Source organism: Flavobacterium sp. AK-345, assembly GCF_058310175.1.
In genome coordinates, this window is the sequence record NZ_JBZEER010000004.1 from 226,009 (window position 1) to 251,883 (window position 25,875).

General features: G+C 33.0%; 22 protein-coding genes. 19 read left to right on the forward strand and 3 right to left on the reverse strand.

The features are described 5' to 3' along the window. The first annotated feature begins 59 nt into the window (after nucleotides 1-59). The 7 genes from AC4FQ3_RS10145 to AC4FQ3_RS10175 all read left to right on the forward strand — a co-directional run bounded on the left by AC4FQ3_RS10145 (nucleotide 60) and on the right by AC4FQ3_RS10175 (nucleotide 8,432). A complete protein-coding gene (locus AC4FQ3_RS10145; protein WP_073397484.1) occupies nucleotides 60-923 on the forward strand; it encodes a DUF58 domain-containing protein in 864 nt (287 codons plus the stop codon). Between the two features lie 130 nt (nucleotides 924-1,053). Then, the gene (locus tag AC4FQ3_RS10150; RefSeq protein WP_491181770.1) at nucleotides 1,054-2,688 is read left to right on the forward strand and encodes a hypothetical protein; all 1,635 of its coding nucleotides are present in this window, start codon (nucleotides 1,054-1,056) and stop codon (nucleotides 2,686-2,688) included. Further along, complete coding sequence (locus AC4FQ3_RS10155) at nucleotides 2,688-3,689, forward strand: vWA domain-containing protein (protein WP_463459507.1); 1,002 nt, start codon at nucleotides 2,688-2,690, stop codon at nucleotides 3,687-3,689. Before AC4FQ3_RS10150 ends, AC4FQ3_RS10155 begins: the two co-directional genes overlap by 1 nt. Before the next feature lie 138 nt (nucleotides 3,690-3,827). Further along, on the forward strand, nucleotides 3,828-4,862 hold the full coding sequence (locus AC4FQ3_RS10160) for a VWA domain-containing protein (protein WP_491181771.1): 1,035 nt from the start codon (nucleotides 3,828-3,830) through the stop codon (nucleotides 4,860-4,862). 43 nt (nucleotides 4,863-4,905) lie between these two features. After that, entirely contained in the window at nucleotides 4,906-5,682 is a 777-nt protein-coding gene (locus AC4FQ3_RS10165) for a tetratricopeptide repeat protein (protein ID WP_491181772.1), read from the forward strand. Between the two features lie 129 nt (nucleotides 5,683-5,811). Beyond that, entirely contained in the window at nucleotides 5,812-7,560 is a 1,749-nt protein-coding gene (locus tag AC4FQ3_RS10170) for a BatD family protein (RefSeq protein ID WP_491181773.1), read from the forward strand. A gap of 125 nt (nucleotides 7,561-7,685) precedes the next feature. Then, nucleotides 7,686-8,432, forward strand: a complete 747-nt coding sequence (locus AC4FQ3_RS10175) for a tetratricopeptide repeat protein (RefSeq protein ID WP_073397478.1) — start codon at nucleotides 7,686-7,688, stop codon at nucleotides 8,430-8,432. 200 nt (nucleotides 8,433-8,632) lie between these two features. Here AC4FQ3_RS10175 and AC4FQ3_RS10180 read toward each other — a convergent pair whose 3' ends face one another. Beyond that, the gene (locus AC4FQ3_RS10180) at nucleotides 8,633-9,202 is read right to left on the reverse strand and encodes a 5-formyltetrahydrofolate cyclo-ligase (RefSeq protein ID WP_491181774.1); all 570 of its coding nucleotides are present in this window, start codon (nucleotides 9,200-9,202) and stop codon (nucleotides 8,633-8,635) included. Continuing rightward, on the reverse strand, nucleotides 9,189-10,175 hold the full coding sequence (locus tag AC4FQ3_RS10185) for a succinylglutamate desuccinylase/aspartoacylase family protein (RefSeq protein WP_073397475.1): 987 nt from the start codon (nucleotides 10,173-10,175) through the stop codon (nucleotides 9,189-9,191). The genes AC4FQ3_RS10180 and AC4FQ3_RS10185 overlap by 14 nt, the downstream gene beginning before the upstream one ends. A gap of 136 nt (nucleotides 10,176-10,311) precedes the next feature. Between AC4FQ3_RS10185 and uvrC the strand changes: the two genes are divergently transcribed. The 9 genes from uvrC to AC4FQ3_RS10230 all read left to right on the forward strand — a co-directional run bounded on the left by uvrC (nucleotide 10,312) and on the right by AC4FQ3_RS10230 (nucleotide 21,792). After that, entirely contained in the window at nucleotides 10,312-12,105 is a 1,794-nt protein-coding gene (gene uvrC / locus AC4FQ3_RS10190) for an excinuclease ABC subunit UvrC (RefSeq protein WP_491181775.1), read from the forward strand. A gap of 9 nt (nucleotides 12,106-12,114) precedes the next feature. Then, nucleotides 12,115-14,394 (forward strand): patatin-like phospholipase family protein, encoded by a 2,280-nt coding sequence (locus AC4FQ3_RS10195; protein ID WP_491181776.1) that lies wholly within the window; start codon nucleotides 12,115-12,117, stop codon nucleotides 14,392-14,394. 510 nt (nucleotides 14,395-14,904) lie between these two features. Beyond that, nucleotides 14,905-16,062: a homogentisate 1,2-dioxygenase gene (locus AC4FQ3_RS10200; RefSeq protein WP_463459501.1), complete on the forward strand. Its 1,158-nt coding sequence runs from the start codon at nucleotides 14,905-14,907 to the stop codon at nucleotides 16,060-16,062. Between the two features lie 174 nt (nucleotides 16,063-16,236). Further along, nucleotides 16,237-16,596, forward strand: coding sequence for a four helix bundle protein (locus AC4FQ3_RS10205; protein WP_463459500.1), 360 nt, complete (start codon nucleotides 16,237-16,239; stop codon nucleotides 16,594-16,596). Nucleotides 16,597-16,689: 93 nt separating this feature from the next. Then, complete coding sequence (hppD, locus tag AC4FQ3_RS10210; protein ID WP_042565494.1) at nucleotides 16,690-17,850, forward strand: 4-hydroxyphenylpyruvate dioxygenase; 1,161 nt, start codon at nucleotides 16,690-16,692, stop codon at nucleotides 17,848-17,850. A gap of 298 nt (nucleotides 17,851-18,148) precedes the next feature. Next, nucleotides 18,149-18,919 (forward strand): DUF3108 domain-containing protein, encoded by a 771-nt coding sequence (locus tag AC4FQ3_RS10215; RefSeq protein WP_042565572.1) that lies wholly within the window; start codon nucleotides 18,149-18,151, stop codon nucleotides 18,917-18,919. Continuing rightward, nucleotides 18,919-19,860 (forward strand): tryptophan 2,3-dioxygenase family protein, encoded by a 942-nt coding sequence (locus AC4FQ3_RS10220; RefSeq protein ID WP_491181777.1) that lies wholly within the window; start codon nucleotides 18,919-18,921, stop codon nucleotides 19,858-19,860. Before AC4FQ3_RS10215 ends, AC4FQ3_RS10220 begins: the two co-directional genes overlap by 1 nt. Before the next feature lie 21 nt (nucleotides 19,861-19,881). Beyond that, on the forward strand, nucleotides 19,882-21,102 hold the full coding sequence (locus AC4FQ3_RS10225; RefSeq protein ID WP_491181778.1) for a peptidoglycan DD-metalloendopeptidase family protein: 1,221 nt from the start codon (nucleotides 19,882-19,884) through the stop codon (nucleotides 21,100-21,102). A gap of 33 nt (nucleotides 21,103-21,135) precedes the next feature. Further along, on the forward strand, nucleotides 21,136-21,792 hold the full coding sequence (locus AC4FQ3_RS10230; RefSeq protein WP_491181779.1) for a hypothetical protein: 657 nt from the start codon (nucleotides 21,136-21,138) through the stop codon (nucleotides 21,790-21,792). Between the two features lie 38 nt (nucleotides 21,793-21,830). Here AC4FQ3_RS10230 and AC4FQ3_RS10235 read toward each other — a convergent pair whose 3' ends face one another. Then, complete coding sequence (locus AC4FQ3_RS10235) at nucleotides 21,831-22,679, reverse strand: AraC family transcriptional regulator (RefSeq protein WP_491181780.1); 849 nt, start codon at nucleotides 22,677-22,679, stop codon at nucleotides 21,831-21,833. 92 nt (nucleotides 22,680-22,771) lie between these two features. On the opposite strand from AC4FQ3_RS10235, the gene AC4FQ3_RS10240 reads away from it, so the two are divergent. The 3 genes from AC4FQ3_RS10240 to pgi all read left to right on the forward strand — a co-directional run bounded on the left by AC4FQ3_RS10240 (nucleotide 22,772) and on the right by pgi (nucleotide 25,611). Then, nucleotides 22,772-23,332 (forward strand): short chain dehydrogenase, encoded by a 561-nt coding sequence (locus tag AC4FQ3_RS10240; RefSeq protein WP_491181781.1) that lies wholly within the window; start codon nucleotides 22,772-22,774, stop codon nucleotides 23,330-23,332. Between the two features lie 10 nt (nucleotides 23,333-23,342). Beyond that, nucleotides 23,343-23,834, forward strand: a complete 492-nt coding sequence (locus tag AC4FQ3_RS10245) for a lipocalin-like domain-containing protein (RefSeq protein WP_491181782.1) — start codon at nucleotides 23,343-23,345, stop codon at nucleotides 23,832-23,834. Between the two features lie 127 nt (nucleotides 23,835-23,961). Beyond that, nucleotides 23,962-25,611, forward strand: a complete 1,650-nt coding sequence (pgi, locus tag AC4FQ3_RS10250) for a glucose-6-phosphate isomerase (RefSeq protein WP_491181783.1) — start codon at nucleotides 23,962-23,964, stop codon at nucleotides 25,609-25,611. The last annotated feature ends 264 nt before the right edge of the window (nucleotides 25,612-25,875 follow it).

Below are 25,875 nucleotides of genomic sequence, written 5' to 3' on the forward strand. Positions count from 1 at the left end.
AATCAGCAATCTAATTTGGAATCTAAAATCTAAAAATCTAAAATCTGCAATCCGAAAAAATGGATACAAAAGAGCTTTTAAAAAAAGTACGGAAAATAGAAATCAAAACCAAAAGACTGAGCAATCATATCTTTTCGGGAGAATACCACTCATCATTTAAAGGGCGAGGGATGACTTTTAGCGAAGTGCGTCAATACCAATATGGCGATGATATTCGTAACATCGATTGGAATGTAACCGCACGCTACAACGAAGCCCACGTAAAAGTTTTTGAAGAAGAACGCGAATTAACCATGATGTTAATGGTTGATATCTCGGGTTCTGAAGGGTTTGGTTCAAAAAGTCAGTTTAAAAAAGACATCGTCACCGAAATTGCGGCAACGATGGCTTTTTCGGCTACACAAAACAATGACAAAATTGGTTTAATATTATTTTCTGATAACGTTGAATTATACATTCCTCCAAAAAAAGGGCGTTCGCACGTTTTGAGAATCATTCGTGAATTGATCGAATTTGAACCAAAAAGCAATAAAACCGATGTTGGAGCAGCTTTAAAATTTTTATCAGGAACACAAAAAAAGAAAGCGATCGTTTTTGTTATTTCCGATTTCATGTCTGAAAATTATGAGCAAACATTAAAAATTGCTTCAAAAAAACACGATATTACTGGAGTTCGGGTTTATGATATCCGCGAAGAAAAAATCCCAAATTTAGGAATGGTAAGTATGCTTGACGCTGAAACGGGAAAAATTCAACTGGTTGATACTGGTTCGAAATCAGTGCGAATGAATTACGAAAAACACTATCAGGAAAGAGTCAATTATTTCAAAGATATTTTTAGTAAATCCGGAGCCGGTGTTGTAAACACAAGAGTCGACGAAAATTACGTAACAAAATTATTGGGTTATTTTAAGTCTCGTTAATTAGAGACTTCTAAGGTTATAGATTATTAGGTTTTAAATAAAATCCAAAAATAAAATCCGCTTAAATCAGCATCATCCACGTGCCATATTAAGCAATACGTTTTAGACTAAAATCTGAAAACAAAATCAAATGAAATTAAAGTTTTACATATTTTTATTTTTACTTTCCTCGGCTATTTTTGCACAGCAAAAGCAGATTGAGACAAGCATTGATACTACAAAAAATAAAATTGGAGCTGAATTTAAGTTAACACTTAAAACAGTTGTGAGTTCAAAATCGAAAGTTGTTTTTCCTAAACTAAAAAACATTGGTCCGCTTGAAGTGATTCAATCCTATCCAATTGATACGGTTAAGAAAAATGATACTTATGAATTGATCAAAAAATATGGTTTAACGCAATTTGATTCAGGAAAATATACCATTCCCAGCATTAAAATTTTAATTGACAAACAACCTTTTTCAACCGATTCAATTCGTGTTGAAGTCAACAATATAAAAGTAGATACTTTACAGCAAAAAATGTATGACATTAAAGACATTACAGCTGTTGATAACGGTATTGGCGATTGGTGGATTTATGTTTTAATCGTAGTTCTTATTATCGGAATTGGCGTTTTTGTGTATTGGTTTGTTAAGAAACGTCAGCAGAAAAAAATTGAAGAAGAAGTTTACAAAACACCAATTGAAAAAGCGACAAGTTTATTGAACAACTTAGAGCAAAAAGAACTGGTTCAAAAAGGTGAAATTAAAGAATATTATAGTGAATTGACGGATATTGCCCGTAATTATATTGAAGAAGCAATTCATATTCCGGCAATGGAAAGCACAACTTCTGAATTGATTCAGGCAATAAGACTCGCTTCTACCAAGAAGAAAATGACCTTAACGCCAGAAACGGTTGAGAATTTAGAGCGTGTTTTACGCCAGGCCGATTTAGTGAAATTCGCAAAATCGAAACCGCTTGATTTTGAAATTACAGATGACAGAAATAAAATCCAGAAAGTAATTTTAACGCTGGATAACGCAATTCCAACTGAAGTACCTGAGGAAATAGAAGATCAGTTATTGAATGAAGCTCAGAGACAAAAGCAAATTAAACTGCAATTACAGAAAAAACGCAACAAACGTATTGCAATTGCTGTAGGAACGGTTGTCTTTTTATTGGCTGCAACAACAACTTTTTTCATTACGACCAAAGGTTTCAAATATGTAAAAGATAATGTAATTGGTCATAAAACCAAAGAATTATTAGAAGGAGAATGGGTAAAAAGTGAATACGGAAATCCAGGTGTTTTAATCGAAACTCCAAAAGTTTTAAAACGTATGGATACTCAAAAAGTACTTCCAAAAGAGGCAATGGCCCTTATTAAGGAAATGCAGCTTTTTGCGTATGGAAGCATGATTGATAATTTTTACATCACGGTTTCAACAAGTAAATTTAAAACTCCAACTGATATTGATTTAGCAAAAGCGCTGGAAGGAAGTTTAAAAATAATTGAAGCTCAGGGCGGTCATAATATCATTGTAAAACAAGAAGATTTTCAGACTAATGAAGGTGTTCAGGGAGTAAAAGGATATGGAACAATGACGCTTTTAAATCCGGTTGATAAAACAAGTGCAAAAGCATATTACGAGATTTTATTATTCAAGCAAGATCAGGGATTACAACAAATCATGATTTTGCACGAAGAAGGCGATACGTATGCAAACGATATTACAACCCGAATTTTAAATTCTGTTGAACTTAGAAAAGCTAGTAACTAATGAATAAAATAACTTTTTTAAATCCGGAATTTTTTTGGTTGTTTCTTTTAATTCCAATTGCAATTGCTTGGTTTTTCTGGAAACGCAACCAGCAATCGGCTACGTTAAAAATGAGTTCAACTCAGGGTTTTAAAAACAGCGAGTCATTTTGGACAAAAGCAAAACCTTGTCTATACGTTTTTAGGATTATTGCTTTATGTTCTTTGATAATTGCATTGGCAAGACCAAGAACGGTAGACATTAGCAACCAGACTAAAACCACAAAAGGAATTGATATTGTAATAGCAATTGACGTTTCAGGAAGTATGCTTGCCAAAGATTTAAAGCCAAACCGTATGGAAGCTTTAAAAAGAGTGGCTGCAGATTTTGTTGAAGAAAGACCAAATGACAGAATCGGGTTGGTTTTATATGCTTCTGAAGCCTATACAAAAACTCCGGTAACGAGCGATAAACCAATTATTCTGGAGGCTATAAAAGAAATCAAATACGATAATCTGTTACAAGACGGTACAGGAATTGGAATGGGATTGGCAACTGCCGTAAATCGCCTTAAAGACAGTAAAGCAAAAAGCAGAGTAGTCATTTTAATGACCGATGGTGTTAATAATGCCGGTTTTATCGAGCCGGAAACGGCTGCTGATATCGCTAAACAATATGGAATAAAAGTATACACAATTGGTTTGGGAAGTAACGGAATGGCATTGTCTCCATATGCATATGCACCAAACGGAGGATTTTTATTCAAAAATCAAAAAGTAGAAATCGACGAACAATTGATGAAAAGTATTGCCCGTAAAACTGACGGAACTTATTTTAGAGCAACAAGCAACGACAGGTTAGCACAGATTTACAGCGCAATTAACAAATTAGAAACAACTGAAATTCAGGAATTAAAATTCTACGATTACGATGAAAAATACAGACCTTTTGTTTTACTCGCAGCATTTTTATTATTATTAGAAGTTGGTTTAAGAAATACAGTTTACAGAAGTTTTATTTAATTTTTTCAAAATTAAAAAATTACAATTTTTAAAATTCCAAATTCCAAATTGGATTGGGTTTTAAAAAAATGAAGTAGGCAAAAATTTGGAATTTGGAATTTATTCCCACAATAATTGGGATTGGAATTTAAAAATTATATGGAATTAGACGAAAAAAAATATTTATACTTTTTATTCTTACTGCCAATTGTGGTGTGTATTTTCTTTTTCAATTTGTATTGGAAAAGAAAAAAACAACGTGAATTTGGTGACATTGAAATGGTTAAAAAACTAAGCCCTGAAAGTTCTGTTTTTAAACCTGTATTGAAATTATCGGTTTTACTTTTGGCACTTGCGTGTATCATTATCGGATTGGTAAATCCGAAGATTGGGACTAAAATGGAAACCGTAAAACGTGAAGGTATTGATATTGTTTTTGCAGTCGACGTTTCTAAAAGTATGCTCGCAGAAGATGTTGCACCAAGCCGTTTAGAGAAAAGTAAACAATTGGTTTCGCAAATTATTAATAATCTTGGAAGCGACAGAATTGGAATCGTGGCTTATGCAGGAAGTGCATTCCCGGTTTTACCCATTACATCAGATTATAGCGTTGCCAAAATGTTCCTGCAAAGTATGACTCCGGATATGGTTTCATCGCAAGGAACTTCGCTTGACGAAGCTATCAGATTATCATCTACTTATTTCGATGAAAAAAGCAAAACCAGTAAATTATTGATTTTGATTTCTGATGGAGAAGATCATTCTGAAGGCGCTTCTGCTGCTGCGGAAGAAGCCAATAAATTAGGAATGAAAATTATAACGATTGGTATTGGAACTGAAAAAGGAGGAACAATTCCGTTAAGAGAAAATGGAATAATAAGAAATTATCAAAAAGACCAAAACGGGCAAACTGTTATTACAAAACTGAATCAGGAAGGCTTAAAATCAATCGCCAAAGCAACAAAAGGCGGATATGTTTATGGCGGAAACACTAAAGAGGTTTTAGAATATATCAAAAACGCTTTAAATAACATCCAGAAAACAGAATTTGAAGCTACGCAAATGGCCGATTTTCAATCGCAGTTTCAGTGGTTTCTTGGTTTAGGATTCTTATTGTTATTTGTAGACATTTTCCTTTTGGAAAGAAAAACAAACTGGATTAAAGAGTTGAATTTATTTAACGAAAAGAAATAATTGTTTCTAATAAAATTTGAAACAAAAAAATAAAAACATTAGAATGAAAAATTTACTTCTTTATATTTTACTAACGGTTTCCTTGGCGGTTTCGGCTCAGGAAAAAGATAAAACATTGCCTGAAGGTAATGAAGAATATAAGCAGAATAAATTTGTTGATGCTGAGGCAAATTATAGAATTTCGGAATCAAAATTCGCAAAACGCGGTGTTGCTTCTTATAACTTAGGAAATACAATTTACAGACAAAATCAGGCGTCTGAAGCTAAATTGGCTTACGCGAAAGCAATTAAAAATTCCAAATCAAAATCGGACAAACATAAAGCCTATCATAACTTAGGAAATGTTTTCATGAAAGAGAAAGATTATACGCAGGCAGTTGAAGCTTACAAACAAGCATTGCGTAATGATCCGACGGATGATGAAACGCGTTACAACTATGCGTACGCCAAACAAAAGCTAAAAGAAAATCCTCCAAAAAACGATAAAAACAAAGACAAGAATAAGGATAAGGACAAAGACAAGGATAAAAATAAAGATAAGGATAAGGACAAAGACAAAAATAAAGACAAGGATAAAGATAAAGACAAAAAAGACGACAAAGGAGATAAAGACAAGGACAAAAAAGATGGCAAAGATGATCCGAAAAAAGATGATAAATCTAATAACAACGGAGAACCAAAACCACAACCTGGCGGAATTTCAAAAGATCGTGTTCAAAATTTGTTAGATGCCGTAAATAACGAAGAAAAGAAAATTCAGGATAAAGTAAATGCTCAAAAAGTAAAAGGAAATCCTAGAAAAACAGAAAAAGACTGGTAAAATTAAGTTGAATCGTTTAATCGTTGATTTGTTTAACTGTTAATTCGATTAAACAATAAAACGGTAAAAAAAACGATTAAACATATTAACAATTAAACGATTAAACCCCAAAACGATTAAACAATTTTAATGAAAAGATATTTAATTCTATTACTATTCACTTTTCAGGGGCTTATGGCTCAAGTTCAATTTGAAGCCAAAGTAAGCAAAAACACGCTTGGACTTAACGAAAGACTTCGTATTGACTTTATTATGAATGTTGATGGAGATAACTTTGACCAGCCAAATTTTGAAGGATTTAGAGTGGTTGCAGGTCCGAGTCAGCAAGTGAGTCAATCGTGGATAAACGGCCGAAGTTCTTTTCAAAAAATTTACTCTTATATTTTACAGCCTGCGCAAAAAGGCACAGTAACTATTAAACAGGCCACAATTGAGTTTAATGGTCAAATCTACAAAACAGCACCTATAAAAATTGTGGTTACCAATGCTGTTGCTGAGGAAAGAGATCCGAATGACAGACCACAAGGTTCCGGAAGTGAAACCTTAAATCTTGTTGCCGAAATTTCGAAAACAAGTCCATATTTGAACGAACCTATTACGGTAGTTTATAAATTGTACTTTAATAATATTGGTGTTACCGGTTTTAAAGAGCTGTCAAAACCAAAATACAATGATTTCTGGAATCAAAATATTGACATCAAACAATTAAAGATCGAAGAAGGAACTTATCAAGGTCAGAGATGTTATTTTGTGGTCTTGAAAAAAACGATCTTATACCCTCAAAAATCGGGGAGATTAACAATAGAACCGCTTTCATTAGATATTGGTGTTCAATTGCCAACAAATCGCCGCGATATGTTTGGGCAAATGATTTTATCTGATGATAATAAAATAGTTTCGGCCGGAGCAAAAACTATTAATGTAAGACCTCTTCCTGAAGCTACTAAACCGGAAGGATTTGGCGGAGCAGTTGGTAAATTTAATTTTACGGTTACACCTTCAAGAACAACTTTAAAAAGTGGCGAAAGTCTTGATTTATATGTAAGTGCCAGTGGAAGCGGAAACATGAAACTGTTTACTTTACCAAAACCGGTGGTGCCAAATGCACTTGAAATGTATGATCCTGTTCATGACGAAAAAGTAACCACAACATTGTCTGGAATGTCTGGAAAAATCTCAGACAAGTACACCATTATTCCGCAATACAAAGGGAAATATGCCATAAAAGCAATGCAGTTTTCTTATTTTGATTTGAATTCGGGTTCTTATAAAACCATAAATTCTCCGGAAATTATGATTGATGTTCTCGACGGACCAATGCAGGCAGAAGCAAATGCAACAGCAAGCGCGTCTAAAAATGTGATTTCGAAAACAGAACAATTTAAATACATAAAATCAAAAACCAATCTGGTTTCGATTGCCAAAGATGATTTTTACGGTTCGAATTTATATTATACCCTATTGTTCCTGCCTTTCGTAATTTTACCGATTATTATCTTGGCTAAGAAGAAAAAAGAAGCTATTGATAGTGACGTTACCGGAAACAGAATCAAAATGAATAATAAACTGGCGAAGAAATATTTATCTGAAGCCAAGAAACAGCTTAACAATAAAGAGCCGTTTTATATCGCATTGGAAAAAGCAATGCACAATTTCCTGAAAGCGAAATTACATATTGAAACCTCGGAAATGAGCAAAGACAATATTCGCGAATTATTATTGTCAAGAAATGCAAATCCGGAAACGGTTCAAAGCTTTATTGTTTTGACAGAAAACTGCGAATTTGCGCGTTATGCTCCGGCTTCTAGCGCTTCAATTCAGCAGGATTATGATAAGGCTGTTTTGATTATTTCGGAATTGGAAAAGCAAATCGTTTAGGTTTTTAACCGCAAATTTAGTTTTTACCGCGACGTTAATTTTACCGCAAAGTGCGCTAAGAAAAGTGATTTTGATTGCGTTGATTTTAAGTTCGCAAAGTTTAAAATCTTTTACATATTTAGAAAATGAAAAATATATTATATCTCTTTTTATTAATCTCTCAGGTTTTCTTTGCTCAAAACGGCTTTGAAAAAGGGAATGCTTTTTACCAAAAAGCGCAATATAAGGAAGCGGTTCAGGAGTACGAAAGCGTTATTAAAGAAGACAAACAGCAATCTGCAGAGTTATATTTTAATTTGGCTAATTCTTATTATAAACTGAACAAAGTAGCGCCTTCTATTTACAATTATGAGAAAGCTTTGGTTTTAAAACCGAATGATGCTGAAATTTTAAACAACTTAAAATTTGCAAAAAAACTAACTATTGACGAAATAAAAGAAGTTCCAAAAGTAGGTTTCGCTAAACTGATTCAGAATTTTACAGGCATTTTTACCTATAATACCTGGGCGGTAATTTCTGTTGGAATTGCTTTTGCTTTCCTGCTAAGTTTTATTGGTTACTATTTTTCTCAGCTTACGGTTTCAAAAAGAATTTATTTCATCGGAATGTTTGTCCTTTTGGTTGCTTTACTATTAAGCATAGCATCTGGAATATCTGAAAAAGACCATTATGATAATGATCGCCCCGCAATTGTTTTTGCTGAAGTTAGCGAAGTGCGAAGTGAACCACAAAAAGCAGGATCAGCTATTTTCTTATTACACGAAGGAGCAAAAGTTTACGTTACAGAAACTTTAGGCCAATGGAAAAAAATAGAATTAACGGACGGAACTGAAGGCTGGATTGATTCTTTGACAATTAAAGAAGTAAAGTAAAATTTTAAAAATTCAAATAAAATCCCGAAGCTTCGGGACCAAATTCCAATTGTTATTACTTGGAGTTTGGGATTTTTTGTTTTTTCAATCCCCACCCCGTAAATTGTAGAGACGCACAGCAGTGCGTCTACACCCAGCATATCGACAAAGATTGCGTACACGCACTGCTGTGCGTCTCTACGATTTTGCAGGTGGGGAATTTAAAATATATATATTTTCTCAGGCGTAACACAATAATCCAATTTTACATCAGATTCAAAGACATCATCGATTTGGTTTACGGCTTCAAAAAATGAAAGACCAATTTTGATGGTTTCCGATTTGCATTCTGCCAGGAATTTATCGTAAAAACCTTTTCCGTAACCAATTCGGTTTCCAAAAATATCAAAAGCCAAAAGCGGTACAAAAACTACTTCAATAGTTTCAGACGGAACTGGCAAACCATTTACAGGTTCGGGAATATTGTATTCGTTTTTTTTAATTTTGGTATTATCTGTCAATAAAAAATGAGACATGTTTCTGGTTTCAAAATCACTTTTTGAGATCACGATTTCTTTATCTTTTCCAGAAAGCAAATGCAAAATATATTCTGTATTTATTTCTTTTTGTTCTTCTATCGGTAAAAAAACATGATAATAGCTTTTATCCCAAATAGTCAATTGCAGTAACGCATTGGCTACAGCCAGACTTTTTTCTTCAATTTCGTCAAGCGAAAGTGCTGCCCGAAGATTTTTATAATGTAATCGTAATTCTTTCTTATTCGTCGGCATCTTCTTCTCCTGGATTATTTTTAGAAATATGATAAATCGCATCGCCTTCATACACAATTGGCGAATGATTGGCATTGATTACATAACCTTCATGCGGTGCTTTTACCTTTTGTTCAAATTTACCAAACGGATCTGTAATAATTGCCAAAATGGTTCCTTTGGTCACAAACTTGCCAATCAAATTATAATCGTGCAATAAACCGGAACATTTGGCACGAAGCCAAACTGAATTTTTAATAAAAATTGAAGGGCTTTCTGGTTCTTCTACAATCTGAATTGGATCAAGCATGCCCAAATAATTCAGCAAACGCTTCACTCCCATCACACCTTCGTTGGCAATAACATTATTGATGTCTAATGATTTTCCACCTTCAAAAAGCAACATTTTTACATTGGCTTTTTCTGATGTATTTCTGAAAGAACCACCAATATTTTTAGAATAAAGGGTAAAAGGCGCATTAAAAACATCTGCTAATAGTTTTAACTCCTTGTTATTTTCTGTAATTCTGATTTGCGGAGCGTTAAATCTGCTTGCGCCTCCTGCATGAAAATCGACTGCGTAATCTATAATCGGTAAAATTTCGGCTACGATATGAAACGCAAAACGACTTGCTAACGAACCTTTTTTACTTCCTGGAAAAACACGATTTAAATCACGTCCATCAGGAAACTCTCGGGATTTATTTACAAAACCATAAATATTAATAATCGGAATACAAATTATGGTACCCCGAATTGGTCGATTTATTTTCTTGCTAATAATCTGGCGCACAATTTCGACACCATTTATTTCGTCGCCGTGAATTCCTGCAGAAAATAAAACCACAGGGCCATCAAGCTTTGAGCGACGTACAATAATAGGAATATTCAGTTTTGTAGTCGTGTGTAATCGGGCAATTTCAACGTTGATTGTTTTATGTTCTCCTGGCAAAACCGGTTCGCCAAAAATAATCATGGGCTTGTTATTTTTCATATGAATTATAAAATCTAAATATAGAAATTATTCTTTTGATTTCGTAAATTTGGAACTAAATCAATGTTAAGCTTCAAATGAAAATCGGAATGGTTTTTGGAACGCTTTTCAGACATCTTCAGAAACAAAAAACAGAATGCAAAAACCGTCTTTAGAACTTCAAATACAAACCTTGCCGGACAATCCCGGCGTGTATCAATATTATGATAAAGACGATAAAATATTGTATGTTGGCAAAGCCAAAAATCTAAAAAAAAGGGTTTCTTCTTATTTCAATAAAATTCATGATACCCGAAAGACAAATGTGCTGGTTCGAAAAATTGTAACCATCAAACATATCGTTGTTCCTACCGAAACCGATGCACTTTTATTAGAAAATAACCTGATCAAAACATTGCAGCCACGTTATAATGTGTTGTTGCGTGATGACAAAAGTTACCCGTGGATTTGCATTAAAAAAGAACCTTTTTCGAGAATATTTTTAACCCGAAGAATGGTCAAAGACGGATCTGAATATTTTGGGCCTTACACAAATTTCAAAATGGTACATACAATTCTGGATTTAATCAAAGAATTGTACCCGTTAAGAACCTGCAATTACGATTTAAGTCAATCAAATATCAATTCGGGTAAATTTAAAGTTTGTCTCGAATATCATATTGGCAATTGCAAAGGTCCTTGCGAAGGTCATGAATCGTTTGAAGACTATCAAAGACAAATTGATGCAATTCGCGAAATCCTGAAAGGAAATTTTAAAGAAAGCATGAAAGATTTTAAGCGTTTGATGAACGATTATGCGCAGAATTTACATTTTGAAGAAGCACAGAAAATCAAAGAAAAAATAGAAATTCTTGAGAATTACCAATCGAGATCAACAATTGTAAATCCGAAGATTACCAATATCGACGTATTTTCGATTGTATCAGATGAAAGTGCGGCTTATGTGAACTTTTTACAAATTTCGCATGGATCCATCATTCGTTCACATACCATGGAAATCAAGAAAAAACTGGACGAAACGGATGAAGAATTATTAGAACTGGCGATTATAGAAATGCGCGAACGTTTTAATTTATTATCAAAAGAAGTAATTGTTCCGTTTGAAATTGATTTGGGAGAAAAAATAAAAACCTCCGTTCCGCAGCTTGGTGACAAAAAGCAAATTCTGGATTTATCAATCAGAAATGCTAAGTTTTACAGAATTGAACAACTCAAACAATTGCAAATTGTAGATCCTGACCGACATGTAAATCGTATTATGGCACAGATGCAAAAAGATTTGCGCTTGCCTGTGGAACCACGACATATTGAATGTTTTGATAACTCAAATATCCAGGGAACCAATCCAGTTGCGGCCTGCGTAGTTTTTAAAGACGGAAAAGCAAGCAAAAAAGATTATCGCCATTTTAACGTAAAAACAGTTGAAGGCCCCGATGATTTTGCTTCGATGACCGAAATTGTGTATCGCCGTTATAAAAGATTACTGGATGAAAATGAACCGCTTCCGCAATTAATTATTATTGATGGAGGAAAAGGACAATTATCAGCAGCTTTAAAAAGTATTGACGATTTAGGTTTAAGAGGAAAAATTGCCATTATCGGGATTGCAAAACGTCTCGAAGAATTATTTTACCCGGGAGATTCAATTCCGTTATATTTAGATAAAAAATCTGAAACGTTAAAAGTAATTCAGCAGTTAAGAAACGAAGCGCACCGTTTCGGAATCACGTTTCATCGTGATAAACGAAGCAAAGCAGCGCTCAATTCTTCTGTAGAAAGCATACCGGGCATTGGCGAAAAAACGATGCTTACGTTAATACAACATTTCAAAAGTGTTAAAAGATTAAAATTGGCTACCGAAAAAGAAATATCTGACGTTGTAGGAGTATCAAAAGCCAAAAAAATTGTCGACTTTTACAAAACCAACTAGTTATTTCTTATGCGCCCAATTCAGCTGTACATTACGAATACTTGTTCAAAACAATTTTTTTCCATTTCCAACTGGTTTGTTCAGTTGGTAGTTCTCGCATTTTTATTTTTTAATTCGCAACAAACATTTTCGCAGGAACAAAAACAAGACAGCGTAAAAAGACCCAAAATAGGTTTGGTTTTAAGTGGTGGCGGTGCCAAAGGATTTGCGCATATTGGAGTTTTAAAAGTTTTGGAAGAAGCCGGAATCAAAATCGATTATATTGGCGGAACCAGTATGGGTTCTATAATTGGCGGACTTTATGCTTCTGGCTACAACGCCTCTCAAATTGATTCTATTTTCAAAAAAACCAATTTTGACGAATTGATAAACGATTATATTCCGCGTTCGTCTAAAAACTTTTATGGCAAAAAAAATGATGAATTGTATGCCATTGTTTTGCCTTTCAGTAATTTCAGAGTCGGTATTCCCGAAGCACTTTCAAAGGGAATGTACAATTATAATTTATTAAGCAGTTTAACCCGCAATGTTAGGCATGTACGCGATTTTAATAAATTACCAACTCCGTTTTTATGTATTGGTACAAACATCGAAACGGGTGAAGAAGTTTTATTAAACAAAGGAAATCTTGTTCAGGCAATGATGGCAAGTGCGGCTTTTCCTTCCCTTTTTACTCCGGTAGAAATCGACGGAAAATTATTGGTTGACGGTGGCGTCGTTAATAATTATCCTATAAAAGAAGTTCGTAATCTTGGTGCAGACATTATAATTGGTGTTGATGTTCAGGATGATTTACTGAACCGAAAAAGCCTGAAAAATGCAACCAGAATTTTGGTACAAATCACCAATCTTCAGTCGATTGACAAAATGAAAAAGAAAATCAAAGACACAGATGTTTACATAAAACCCGACATTCGTGATTATGGCGTAATTTCATTTGATAAAGGTGAAGAAATAATAAGAAAAGGTGAAGAAGCTGCTTTTGCTGTTTACGAAAAAATCAAAGCCCTGACAAACGAAACTACTTTTTATAAAAAACCAAAGCTAAAAATAAGCTCTGATACTATTCAAATTAAAAAAATAAACAGCGATAAATTAGATAATTATACTAAAGAATATATTCGCGGGAAACTTCGTTTTAAACCCGAAAGTACTATTACTTATGATGATTTAAAAGCCGGAATGAATAATCTGGATGCAACACAAAACTTTAGTGCGATTTCTTATTGTTTACAACCAAATGGAAATGAGGATGATTTAGATTTAGTATTAAGAGAAAATCCAACGCAAACGTATTTGAAATTGGGCTTGCATTATGATGGACTTTATAAAAGCGGAATTTTATTAAATCTTACACATAAAAAAACATTCTTAAAAAATGATGTAACTTCTTTAGACATTATTTTAGGGGATAATTTTAGATATGATCTTAATTATTATGTTGAAAATGGTTTTAATATAAGTTTTGGATTTCGTTCGAGATTAAATCAATTTAATCGAAATGTGACCAATAGTTTCAGCAGCTTAATTACAGAAAGTCCGGGAAATCTAATTAACGTTGACTTTATGGATGTTACGAATCAGGCTTATTTTCAAACTATTTTTGTGCAAAAATTTTTAATGGGCGGCGGGTTTGAATATAAATACTTGAAAATAAATTCGCCAACACTTTCTAATGAAGATAACATCATCGAAAAAAGCAGTTATTTTAGTGTTTTCGGGTATTTAAAATACGATTCTTTAGATAATAAAAGTTTCCCTCACTCGGGAATATATTTTTCTACAGACGTACAAACCTATTTGGCATCTTCAGATTATACACGAAAATTCAAACCTTTTTCTACAGCAAAGGCAGAAATTGCTTTTGTTGACAGATTATTCAAAAAAGCTACTTTTAAAATCGAAGCCGATGCCGGATTTAATATTGGCAGTGACAGCGTTCCTTTTTTTGATTATATTTTGGGTGGATATGGATATAATAAGATCAACAATTTTAATTATTTCTACGGTTATGATTTTTTAAGTATTGCCGGAAACAGTTATATAAAAACAGCATTGACGCTTGATTATGAAATATTGAAAAAAAATCACGTTAATATTTCTGCTAATTATGCTAATCTTGGTGATGATATTTTTACGACTGTTGATTGGGTTTCTATGCCAAAATATTCTGGTTACGCTATAGGCTACGGTCTGGAAACAATTATAGGACCAATCGAAATTAAGCATTCGTGGTCGCCGGAAATGTCAAAAAGTTTTACCTGGTTTAGTATCGGATTTTTGTTCTAATCTCAATTCTTTAAATGTTGTGGAAAAACGTAATTAATTAACCGCAAAGTCCGCAAAGTTTTTTAAAATATTTTAAGTTTTGTCAAAATGCAAAGCTCGCAAAGCTAAATCAATACAAAGCTTTGCGAACTTTCCCTTCTTTATAAAATCTAATAGTAAAAAACTTTGCGGACTTTGCGGTTAAATTTTTTGCTTTTCAAATTTGCTTTAATTGAGAAAAAAATTGAATTATTTTGCAACTATATCGTTGTAATGTCAAAAATTTTAGATTAATTTGCGGTTATTAAATGGTATGATTTATAATTTAAATCAATAAAAATTACGACATTTGTTATAATGAAAACAAAATGGACAGGTTTATTAGAATATCTTCAATTCCTCATCAAGAGAAATCCTGAGTGAAACCAACGAATTGAGATGATTAGTCAATAATAAATTGATCTGATTATCTGTTCACACAATTCACCTTTTTCGAATTATCTAATTTACAAATTATCTAATTGAAAAGCCATGCCATTATATCATAAACTTGGAGATTTCCCTCAAAAAAGACACACACAATTCGAAAAACCTAACGGAGGTTTTTATTACGAACAACTGTTTGGAACCGAAGGTTTTCACGGACATTCGTCATTATCATATCATGTTCACAGACCAACTCAGGTTAAAGAAATTTTAAACTCTTATTCGGTTGAACCAAAAATTGCAATCGGAAAAAACATAAAGTCATTACTATTTAAAGGTTTTGAATTAAAACCGGAGAATGATTTTCTCGACAGCCGAAAAGCCATGATGGTCAATAAAGACTGTATCATTGGATTGGCCGCTCCAAAAGAATCGCTTCGAAATTATTTCTACAAAAATGCCGATGCCGACGAAATGCTTTTCATCCATAAAGGAAAAGGAAAATTAAGAACCATGTTAGGAAATATTCCTTTTGAATATGGAGATTATCTTATTATTCCGAGAGGCATCATTTACCAAATAGAATTTGAAACGGAAGAAAACCGACTTTTTTATGTCGAATCTTACTCTCCTTTTTATACTCCAAAACGTTATAAAAACCAATCAGGTCAGCATTTAGAGCATTCGCCATTTTGCGAACGTGATTTTATTTTGCCAGGCGAATTGGAAACACATGACGAAAAAGGTGATTTTTTAATTAAAATCAAAAAAGAAGGTATGATTCACGAAGTGGTTTATGCCACACATCCTTTTGACGTTGTGGGTTGGGATGGTTACAATTTCCCATACGGATTTTCAATTCATAATTTCGAACCTATAACGGGACGTGTTCACCAACCGCCTCCGGTACATCAAACATTTGAAACGGCAACTTTTGTCGTTTGTTCTTTCTGCCCGAGACTTTACGATTATCATCCGAAAGCAATTCCGGCACCTTATAATCACAGCAATATAGATTCTGACGAAGTTTTGTATTATGTTGATGGCGATTTTATGAGCCGTAATAATATCGAGCAGGGTCATATCACTTTACATCCAAAAGGAATTCCGCATGGTCCAGCACCAGGCGCAATGGAACGCAGCATTGGTCACAAAGAAACCCAGGAATTGGCCGTTATGGTTGATACTTTCAGGCCATTAATGGTAACTGAAGAAGCGATGGGATTAGATGATGGACAATACTATAAATCTTGGACGGAGTAATTAATTAGATAATGTGCCAATTAGAAAATTAGATAATGTTCTTGAAAACGCAAAAATTAGAAAATGCGGCAATTAGAAAATTAGATAATTATAAAAAATGATTTAATTTGTAAATTTAAACTTACATAAAAATAATTATCTCATTATCAAATTCTCTAATTATCACATTAAATTATGACTTTCAACGAAAAATACAAGGACAACGCTCTTTTAATAAAAACTTTCGATTTTGCCTTAAATATTATTGACTATACAACTGAATTACAAGACCAGAAGAAGTTTGTAATTGCAAATCAGTTACTAAAAAGCGGAACATCAATTGGAGCAAATTCAAAAGAGTCACAAAACGCAGAAAGCAAAGCAGATTTTATTCATAAATTAAAAATTGCAATTAAGGAAGCTGACGAAACAGAATATTGGTTGTTTTTGTGTGATGCGCACAGAGAATATCCAAATTGCAAACGTTTATTAAATGATCTATCAGAAATTTTAAAAATTTTAAATAAAATAATATCAACATCAAAAATGAAATAATAATTAGATAATTTGTCAATGTGCCAATTAGAAATTAATCTAATTAAGTTCATTTTTAGGAATTATCTCATTATCTCATTCTCAAATTATCTCATTATGAAAGAAGTAAAATCAGTAGAATACGGTTTAGAAAAAATCTTTGAAGGAGCACAAGATTTCCTTCCGTTATTAGGAACCGATTATGTAGAATTCTACGTAGGAAACGCAAAACAATCTGCACATTATTATAAAACTGCTTTTGGATATCAGTCATTAGCGTATGCAGGACTAGAAACAGGAGTTAGAGACAGAGCGTCTTATGTTCTGAAACAAGACAAAATCAGAATTGTTTTAACAACGCCATTAACGCAGGATTCACCAATTCATGAACATCTAAAAAAACATGGCGACGGTGTAAAAGTTGCCGCTCTTTGGGTTGAAGATGCAAGAAGTGCTTATGAGGAAACCATCAAACGAGGTGCCCGCTCTTTTATGGAACCAACGGTAGAATCAGATGAGTTTGGAGAAGTTGTTCGCTCAGGAATTTACACTTACGGAGAAACAGTTCACATTTTTGTAGAAAGAAAAAACTATAATGGTGTTTTCTTACCAGGTTACAAAGAATGGAAATCTGACTATAATCCGGAACCAACGGGATTAAAATATATTGATCACATGGTTGGAAATGTGGGCTGGAACGAAATGAATACATGGGTAAAATTCTATGAAGAAGTTATGGGATTCGTAAATTTCCTTTCTTTTGATGATAAACAAATCACTACAGAATATTCTGCATTGATGAGTAAAGTAATGTCGAATGGAAACGGAAGAATTAAATTTCCAATCAACGAACCAGCCGAAGGAAAGAAAAAATCTCAAATTGAAGAATATTTAGATTTTTACGGCGGACCAGGAATTCAGCACATTGCCATTGCTACAGATGATATTATAAAAACAGTTTCGCAGTTAAAAGCACGCGGAGTTGAATTTTTATCTGCTCCTCCACATACTTATTATGAAGCAATTCCTGAAAGATTGGGTGTACATATGGGTATGATGAAAGAAGATATTAACGAAATTGAAAAATTAGCCATCATGGTCGATGCCGATGAAGATGGGTATTTATTACAAATATTTACGAAGCCAGTTCAGGACAGACCAACGCTATTTTTTGAAATTATTCAAAGAATGGGGGCAAAAGGATTTGGCGCAGGAAACTTTAAAGCCCTTTTTGAGTCGATCGAAAGAGAACAAGAATTAAGAGGAACTTTGTAAAACCGCAATATTTTTACATTAAATCGAAGAATTCTCGGTAAAACGATGCTTTTTATGCAAATGTTATGTTAAACTTACTTTTTGCTATTTGTTTTTTGAACTTTATATCTACCTTTGCACTCGCAAATCAGAAAGGGGTGGTTTCCTTTCGAATTGATATAAATTTCATAATTTATAGTTTTTTGGTTAGTTAATAGCATAAAAACTCAGTCATTTTTGACTGAGTTTTTTTGTTTTGGTACATTTGGAATAGAATTTGCATTTAATTACCTTTATAATGAAATGTAAAAATTGTACTATGAAAAAGTTAGTTCTCATCATATTAGCCCTTACCGTTCTCAGTTTCGACGCCCAAAAAGAAGATGCTTTTGATACTGGTGAATATTTTAAATTCAGAATCCATTATGGAATTGTAAATGCCGGTTATGCCACACTCGAAGTTAAAGATGCAACCATAAATAATAAAAAGGTTTTTCACGCCGTGGGTAAAGGATATACCACCGGAATGTCAAAATTTTTCTTTAAAGTTGAAGATTTATACGAAAGTTATTTCGACAGACAAACGGGTGAACCCTATCGCTATGTTAGAAAAATCGACGAAGGCGGTTACACCAAAAATCAGGAAGGTATTTTTAACCACGGAGAAAATAGAGTTTTAGTAAAAGATTACAAACGAAAAACCGAAAAAACAATTCTTCTTACTGATAATGTGCAGGATATTGTTTCGTCTTTTTATTACCTGCGAAATCATCCCAACATTGATAAACTAAAATCTGGAGAGTCAATTACAATCGACATGTTTTTTGATGAAGAAATCACAAAATTTAAGTTAAAATATGTAGGTCGTCAGGATATTACAACTAAATTTGGAACCGTTTCTACGATGGTCTTTAAACCATTGGTACAAACAGGAAGAGTTTTTAAGGAAAAAGAAAGCTTAACACTTTGGATATCAGACGACAATAATAAAGTTCCGATTAGAATAAAAGCAGATCTTGCAGTAGGATCCCTCAAAGCAGATCTTGATGAATATAAAGGATTAAAAAATCCATTTAAAGTAAAAAAATAATGAACACCACAGATAATTCTGAATCACTTTTAAAAGAAATTGACCTTAAATTTCAAGCTATAAATCAGAAAACAGATGTACAACTTGAAGGTTTGCTTTGGTCAAAACCAATTACATATTGGGATTACATTCAGACTGATGCACTTTTAAATTTACAGATTCAGCGTACTACGCTTCCTGACGAAATGGTTTTTATCATGTACCATCAGGTAAACGAATTGATTTTTAAAATGATCTTGTGGGAAATTGACCAAATTGCTGATACAGAAAACATTCAGGTAGATTTTTTTAGCGAAAGATTGTCCAGAATCACACGTTATTTTGACATGCTTACGAATTCGTTTAGTATTATGGAAAACGGAATGGAAGTGGATCAATACATGAAATTCAGAAATACTTTGACTCCGGCAAGTGGTTTTCAAAGTGCTCAATACAGATTAATCGAATTTGCATCTACTGATGTTATCAATTTGACAGATCGCAGATACAAGGAAAGTTTTGATGAAAATACAGATCCTGAAACCACTTTCGAACATTTGTATTGGCAGGCCGCAGGAAAAGATTATCAAACCGGAAAAAAATCTTATTTGCTTCAGGAATTTGAAAACAAATATAAAGAGCAGTTTTTGCGTCAAATGTCATCTTTCAAAACAAAAAACATTTGGCAAAAATTTACTCAGTTGCCCCAGGCAGATCAGCAAAATGAGGAATTAATTAAGGCAATGCGTCATTACGATCAAACGGTAAATATTACTTGGGTAATGCAACACCTTAATACTGCAAGAAAATACATACTAGAAAGCGGAAAAGGCAATGGCGAGGCAACTGGCGGAAGCGATTGGCAAAAATATATGCATCCAAAATTTCAAAGACGCATCTTTTTTCCTAAATTGTGGACCGAAGAAGAATTGTCCAATTGGGGAAATGAAACCACTGTTTAATTTCTCAAAAATTTTAAAAGTTTGAAAAAAGCATTCGTAATTATAATAGTATTATTTTCCATATTTTCATGTAATAAAACTGCTGAAAAGGTAGAAACTAAAATTAGCAAACCAAAATCTAAAAAAATAGAATTTGGTTTTAATTACGCTGACTTTAATGTGCTTCACGATACTATAAAAAAAGGAGATTCGTTTGGATCTATTTTCCAAAGTCAAAATATTGGTGACAAAAAAGTGTATGATATTGTCGGGCAGGTTAAAGATTCTTTTGATGTAAGAACAATTCGATACAACAAACCTTATACACTTCTTCGATCTAAAAATAAAACCAACAATTTAGAAGTTTTTATTTATCAGCCTGATGCTTTAACTTATTATGTAATTGATGTTAGGGATAGTATTGCAAAAGCTTATAAAAAAATAAAACCTGTAACTTTTAAACGTAAAATAATTGGCGGTGTTTTAAAAAGCTCATTATCTGAGACTTTAGGAAACGAAAGTGTAGAAACAGCGCTTGCCAGCAGAATCACTAAAGTATTCTCCTGGTCTATTGACTTTTTTAAATTAAAAAAAGGAGATCGTTACGGATTAATTTTTACTGAACGTTTTATAAACGGAAAAGTTTATGATGGCGTTGAAGAACTTGAAGCGGCATTTTTTGAATATAAAGGAAAAATTATTTATGCTTTTCCGTTTGAAAAAGACACACTTTCAGGAAAAGTAGAATATTATGACGATGAAGGAAAAACACTGAAAAACTTCTTCTTAAAAACTCCAATTAAATTTAGCCGAATCACTTCACGTTTTACGATGAACAGATTTCATCCGGTACAACACACCTGGAAAGCACACAAAGGAACTGATTATGCAGCTCCAACAGGAACACCAATTTCTACAACTGCATCCGGAGTTGTTGAAGCGACAGGTTATACGGCCGGAAACGGAAACTTTGTAAAAGTAAAACACAACGGCACCTACTCTACTCAATATCTGCACATGTCCAGAATTTTAGTAAAACGCGGACAAAGAGTTACACAGGGACAAAAAATAGGATTAGTTGGAAGTACAGGACTAGCTTCTGGCCCACACGTTTGTTATCGTTTCTGGAAAAACGGAATTCAGGTTGATGCACTTCGATTAAATCTTCCAACAGGAGAATCTTTAACAGGAAATGACAGAAACCGTTTCTTAAAGCAAATGGAACCTTTAAAAAGAGAATTGGATAGTATTGGGAACTTGTAATAACTTTTTATTTAAAAAATCAATAATAAATCTATGATTGAAAATTTTATTGCTTTCCGAAATTTCCCAACATTAAATCAGGCCAAAGAAATTGAATTATTATTAAATAAAAACAACATTAAGACCCTTTTAGGAGATAATATTCCTCCTCTTGATGTAACTTTTTCAGGAAGTACTTTACAAAATCAATATGAAATAAAAATTGATCAATCAGATTTTGAAAAGGCGGAAGCTGTTCTTGAAAAAGACACCGAAAATCTTCTTGACACGATAGATAAAGATTACTATTTGCTGAGTTACACGAATGAAGAACTGTATGAAATTCTTTTAAATTCTGACGAATGGAATGTTTTCGATTATAAACTAGCGCAAAAACTTTTAACCGATAGAGGAAAAACTATCGATCCTGAAATGCTGGCTTCTTTAAAAAAGGAGCGCTTAAAAATCTTAGCTAAACCGGAAGAAAATCAAAAACCCTGGATTATTGCCGGATACATATTTGCACTTTTAGGCGGCGGAATTGGAATTGTTATTGGATATTCTCTTTGGAGATCTAAAAAGACGCTTCCGAATGGAGAAAGAATTTATTCTTATAATGCTGAAGACCGAAAAAATGGACTGAGAATTTTTTTGATTAGTATCATTATTTTTCCAATATCATTTATCCTGAGTCTTTTATCCAGAGTATAATTGGCGGATTTTTAAACTTTCAATTCTAAGATTAAAAGCTATTTGGAAAATGTTTTCCTAAACTCCGACGGATTCATTCCTTTATGCTTTCTAAAAACCTTATTCAAATGACTTTCGTCTGAAAAATGAAGTTCGTCGGCAATTTCGTTTATTCTCATATCAGTATTTAAAAGTCTCGCTTCGATTAATCTTAATTTATAATTTGAAATATATTCCTGTAATGTTTCTCCGGTTTGTTTCTTAAAATACTTTCCGAGATAATTCAGCGAAATATTAAAATGCTCACTTATTATATTTGCTTTTAATTGTTTCGGATTATAAATATTTTCCTGGATATAATGTAGTATTTCAAGCACAACTTCACCCGTCGCTTCTTTAATATTCTTTGGTAATTTTAAGGCAATATTTCTCGCTACAATTGTAATTATAGCATTCACAATTTGCTCTGTTATCTTTTGATGATAAATTTGCTGATTTGTTTGTTCGTTTATAATACTTTGAATAAGCGAAGCAATCAAGGGTTTGTCGACTTTATTTTTTAAGATACATCCCGGACGATGACTTGCGTTTTGCAAAATATATTCCATACGCTGCACTGTTTCCTGCAATCCGTTTTGAGAATTTGTTTTGATATAATATTCATTAAAACGAAGAAAGAAAAATTTGGTTGGCGTTAAAATTTCAAACGAATGTATGTCCTGAGGCGTAACAAGAAATAAATTTCCTGCACGATATTGAAATTGATTATTATTAATAACCTGAATTCCGGTTCCGCTCACAACATATATCAATTCAAAAAAATTATTCTTCCGCGTTGTTTTCGGGAACTGCTCCAGTTCTTTTACATCGACTTCAAAAGGGAGATATAAATTTGTGTTTGTCATCATGCTAAAATACAATTTTAGTACCAATAAGTACAATTTTGATTGAAAGCTAACCCGCTAATTTTGTATCTGATAACAAACAAAATTCGTAAAAAATGAAAATACTTTTAATTGGAGCAAATGGTGAAATTGGTAAAATACTAAAACCTGAGTTTGCTAAAAAACACGAAATTATTTCTGCCGGAAGAACAAGCGGAGATTTTAATGTAAATATTAGAGATGTAAATTCGATTGAGAAATTATTTCAGCAAATCGGAAAAATTGATGCCTGCATTTGTGTTGCCGGCGATTGTTACACGGGAGAATTACTTTCGCTTGACGAAGAAAAATTAAACATTGGCATTCAGAATAAATTATTGGGGCAAATAAATCTTGTCTTAATCGGACAGAAATATCTAAATGACAACGGCTCTTTTACTTTAACTTCTGGAAAAATGGGAGATAAACCGGTAAAAAACAATTCGGCAAAAGCAATTGTTAATGGCGGAATAAACAGTTTTATTCTCGCCGCTTCTTTAGAACTTGAAAGAGGAATTCGCATCAATGCTATAAGTCCGGCAAAAGTTGCAGATATTCCGATTCATGAATTAACAAATGCTTATTTTAAAAGCGTCGAAAGTACTGTAAACGGAGAAATTATTAAAGTAAACTATTAATCATTTTAAGATGAAAAAACTAAAAACGGTTGCAATAGTATTATTTATCGCCAATATTACTTTTGCCCAAAAAATCGAAAAAACATTCATTGGCACGTGGAAATTGATTTCTGTTGAAAACACAAATGCTGATGGAACTAGAACATTCCCATACGAAACAAATCCAAAAGGGTTATTATTTCTTGACGACAAAGGAAACTATGCTGTTCAAATTTACAAAAATGAAAGGCTTAAAATAATCTCGGGAGATAAAAACAAATGCACTCCTGAAGAAAATGCAGCGATTGTACAAGGAAGCAATTCGCATTTTGGCAAATATGAAATCGATGAATCTACGAAAACTATTACTTTTAAAATTGAAACTGCTTCTTTCCCGAATTGGGAACAAACAGAGCAAAAACGATCTTACAAATACAATAACGGTCAATTAGAATATATAGTTGTTAATACAACCCAAGGCGGAAAATCGGTTACGGCAAAAGTCGTCTGGAAAAAACTTTAATCGAAATAGCAATTCTTAAGAAAAACGTTTTCGTAACTAATTGTTATATAATTATGAAGCTTTAAGCTATTAAAAGTAATTTCAGTATTTTTGTGTTTCAATAAACAAACTTTCAATACAAACAAAAATGGCTTTAAACACAACAAACCCAACCGGGACTGAAGCGTGGAAAAATCTGCAAAACCACTATAATGCGATTCAAGCAACTACGATACAAGAATTGTTTCAACAGGATAATGCCCGCGTTGAAAAATTCAATTTACAATGGAATGACTTTTTAGTTGATTATTCTAAAAACAATATCAATCAGGAAACCATTTCGCTTTTGTTAGAATTGGCCAATTCAATTGGATTAAAAAATGCGATTGCTGATTATTTTGGCGGAGAAATCATCAATCAAACCGAAAACAGAGCAGTTTTACACACAGCTTTACGTGCTCCGGAATCGGCAACGATTAAAGTTGATGGCGAAAATGTAATTCCTGAAGTTTACGAGGTAAAAAATAAAATCAAGAAATTTACAAACGAAGTTATTTCGGGAGAAAGAAAAGGTTTTACCGGAAAAGCGTTTACTGACATTGTAAATATTGGTATTGGAGGTTCTGATCTTGGTCCGGTTATGGCTGTTGAAGCTTTACAGTTTTACAAAAACCATTTGAATGTTCATTTTGTTTCGAATGTTGATGGCGATCACGTTAATGAAGTTATTAAAAAACTGAACCCGGAAACAACTCTTTTTCTGATTGTATCGAAAACTTTTACAACTCAGGAAACTTTATCAAATTCTGAAACTATAAAAGAATGGTTCTTAAAATCGGCTAAGAAAGAAGATATTGCAAAACATTTTGTGGCGGTTTCTACAAACATTCAAAAAGTAACAGAATTTGGAATTAATCCTGATAATGTTTTCCCGATGTGGGATTGGGTTGGAGGAAGATTTTCTTTGTGGAGCGCTGTAGGTTTAAGCATCGCTTTGGCAATTGGTTTTGACAATTACAATGATTTATTGAAGGGAGCCAATGAAATGGATGAACATTTCAAAACTGCAGAATTTGACCAGAACATTCCTGTAACTTTGGCTTTATTAAGCGTTTGGTATAATAATTTTTTTGGTGCCGAAAGTGAAGCTTTGATTCCGTACACACAATATTTACAAAAATTAGCTCCATACCTTCAACAAGCAACAATGGAAAGTAATGGAAAAAGTGTTGGACGTGACGGAAAACCTGTAAACTACCAAACGGGAACAATTATTTGGGGAGAGCCGGGAACAAATTCTCAACATGCTTTTTTCCAATTGATTCATCAGGGAACAAAATTAATCCCAACTGATTTTATTGGATTCGTAAAACCATTATACGGAAACGAAGATCATCACGACAAGTTAATGTCAAACTTTTTTGCTCAAACCGAAGCTTTGATGAACGGAAAAACAGCAGAACAAGTTCAGGCAGAATTTGACAAACAAGGCCTTGCTGCAGAAAAAGCTTCTTATTTATTGCCATTTAAAGTTTTTACCGGAAACAAACCAACAAATACTATCTTAATTCAAAAACTAACTCCACAATCTTTAGGTTCATTAATTGCACTTTACGAACATAAAATTTTTGTTCAGGGAGTTATTTGGAATATCTTTAGTTTTGATCAATGGGGAGTAGAATTAGGAAAACAATTAGCAAATTCTATTTTAGAAGAAATAAATACTAAAACAGTAAAAAATCACGATAGCTCAACTACGTTTTTACTAAATCATTTTTTAAGTAATAAATTAACTTAAAAATTACATAGCAAATTTGAAACGCCTTAATTTAACAAAATTAAGGCGTTTTTTCGTATAAATCATATCATTTAACAAAGAAAACAGATATTTTTGAAAGTTAAACACTACAAGTTAGAGTGTATTATTATCATTTTAACAAAAAACACGGCATTAAATTCAAAAAAAACTGATTTTAAGTAACACAAAAAGAAAAAATCATTTTAATGTGCAACAGATTAAACAAATCTACCCTTTCTTAACATTTTGATAACATTATCTGAT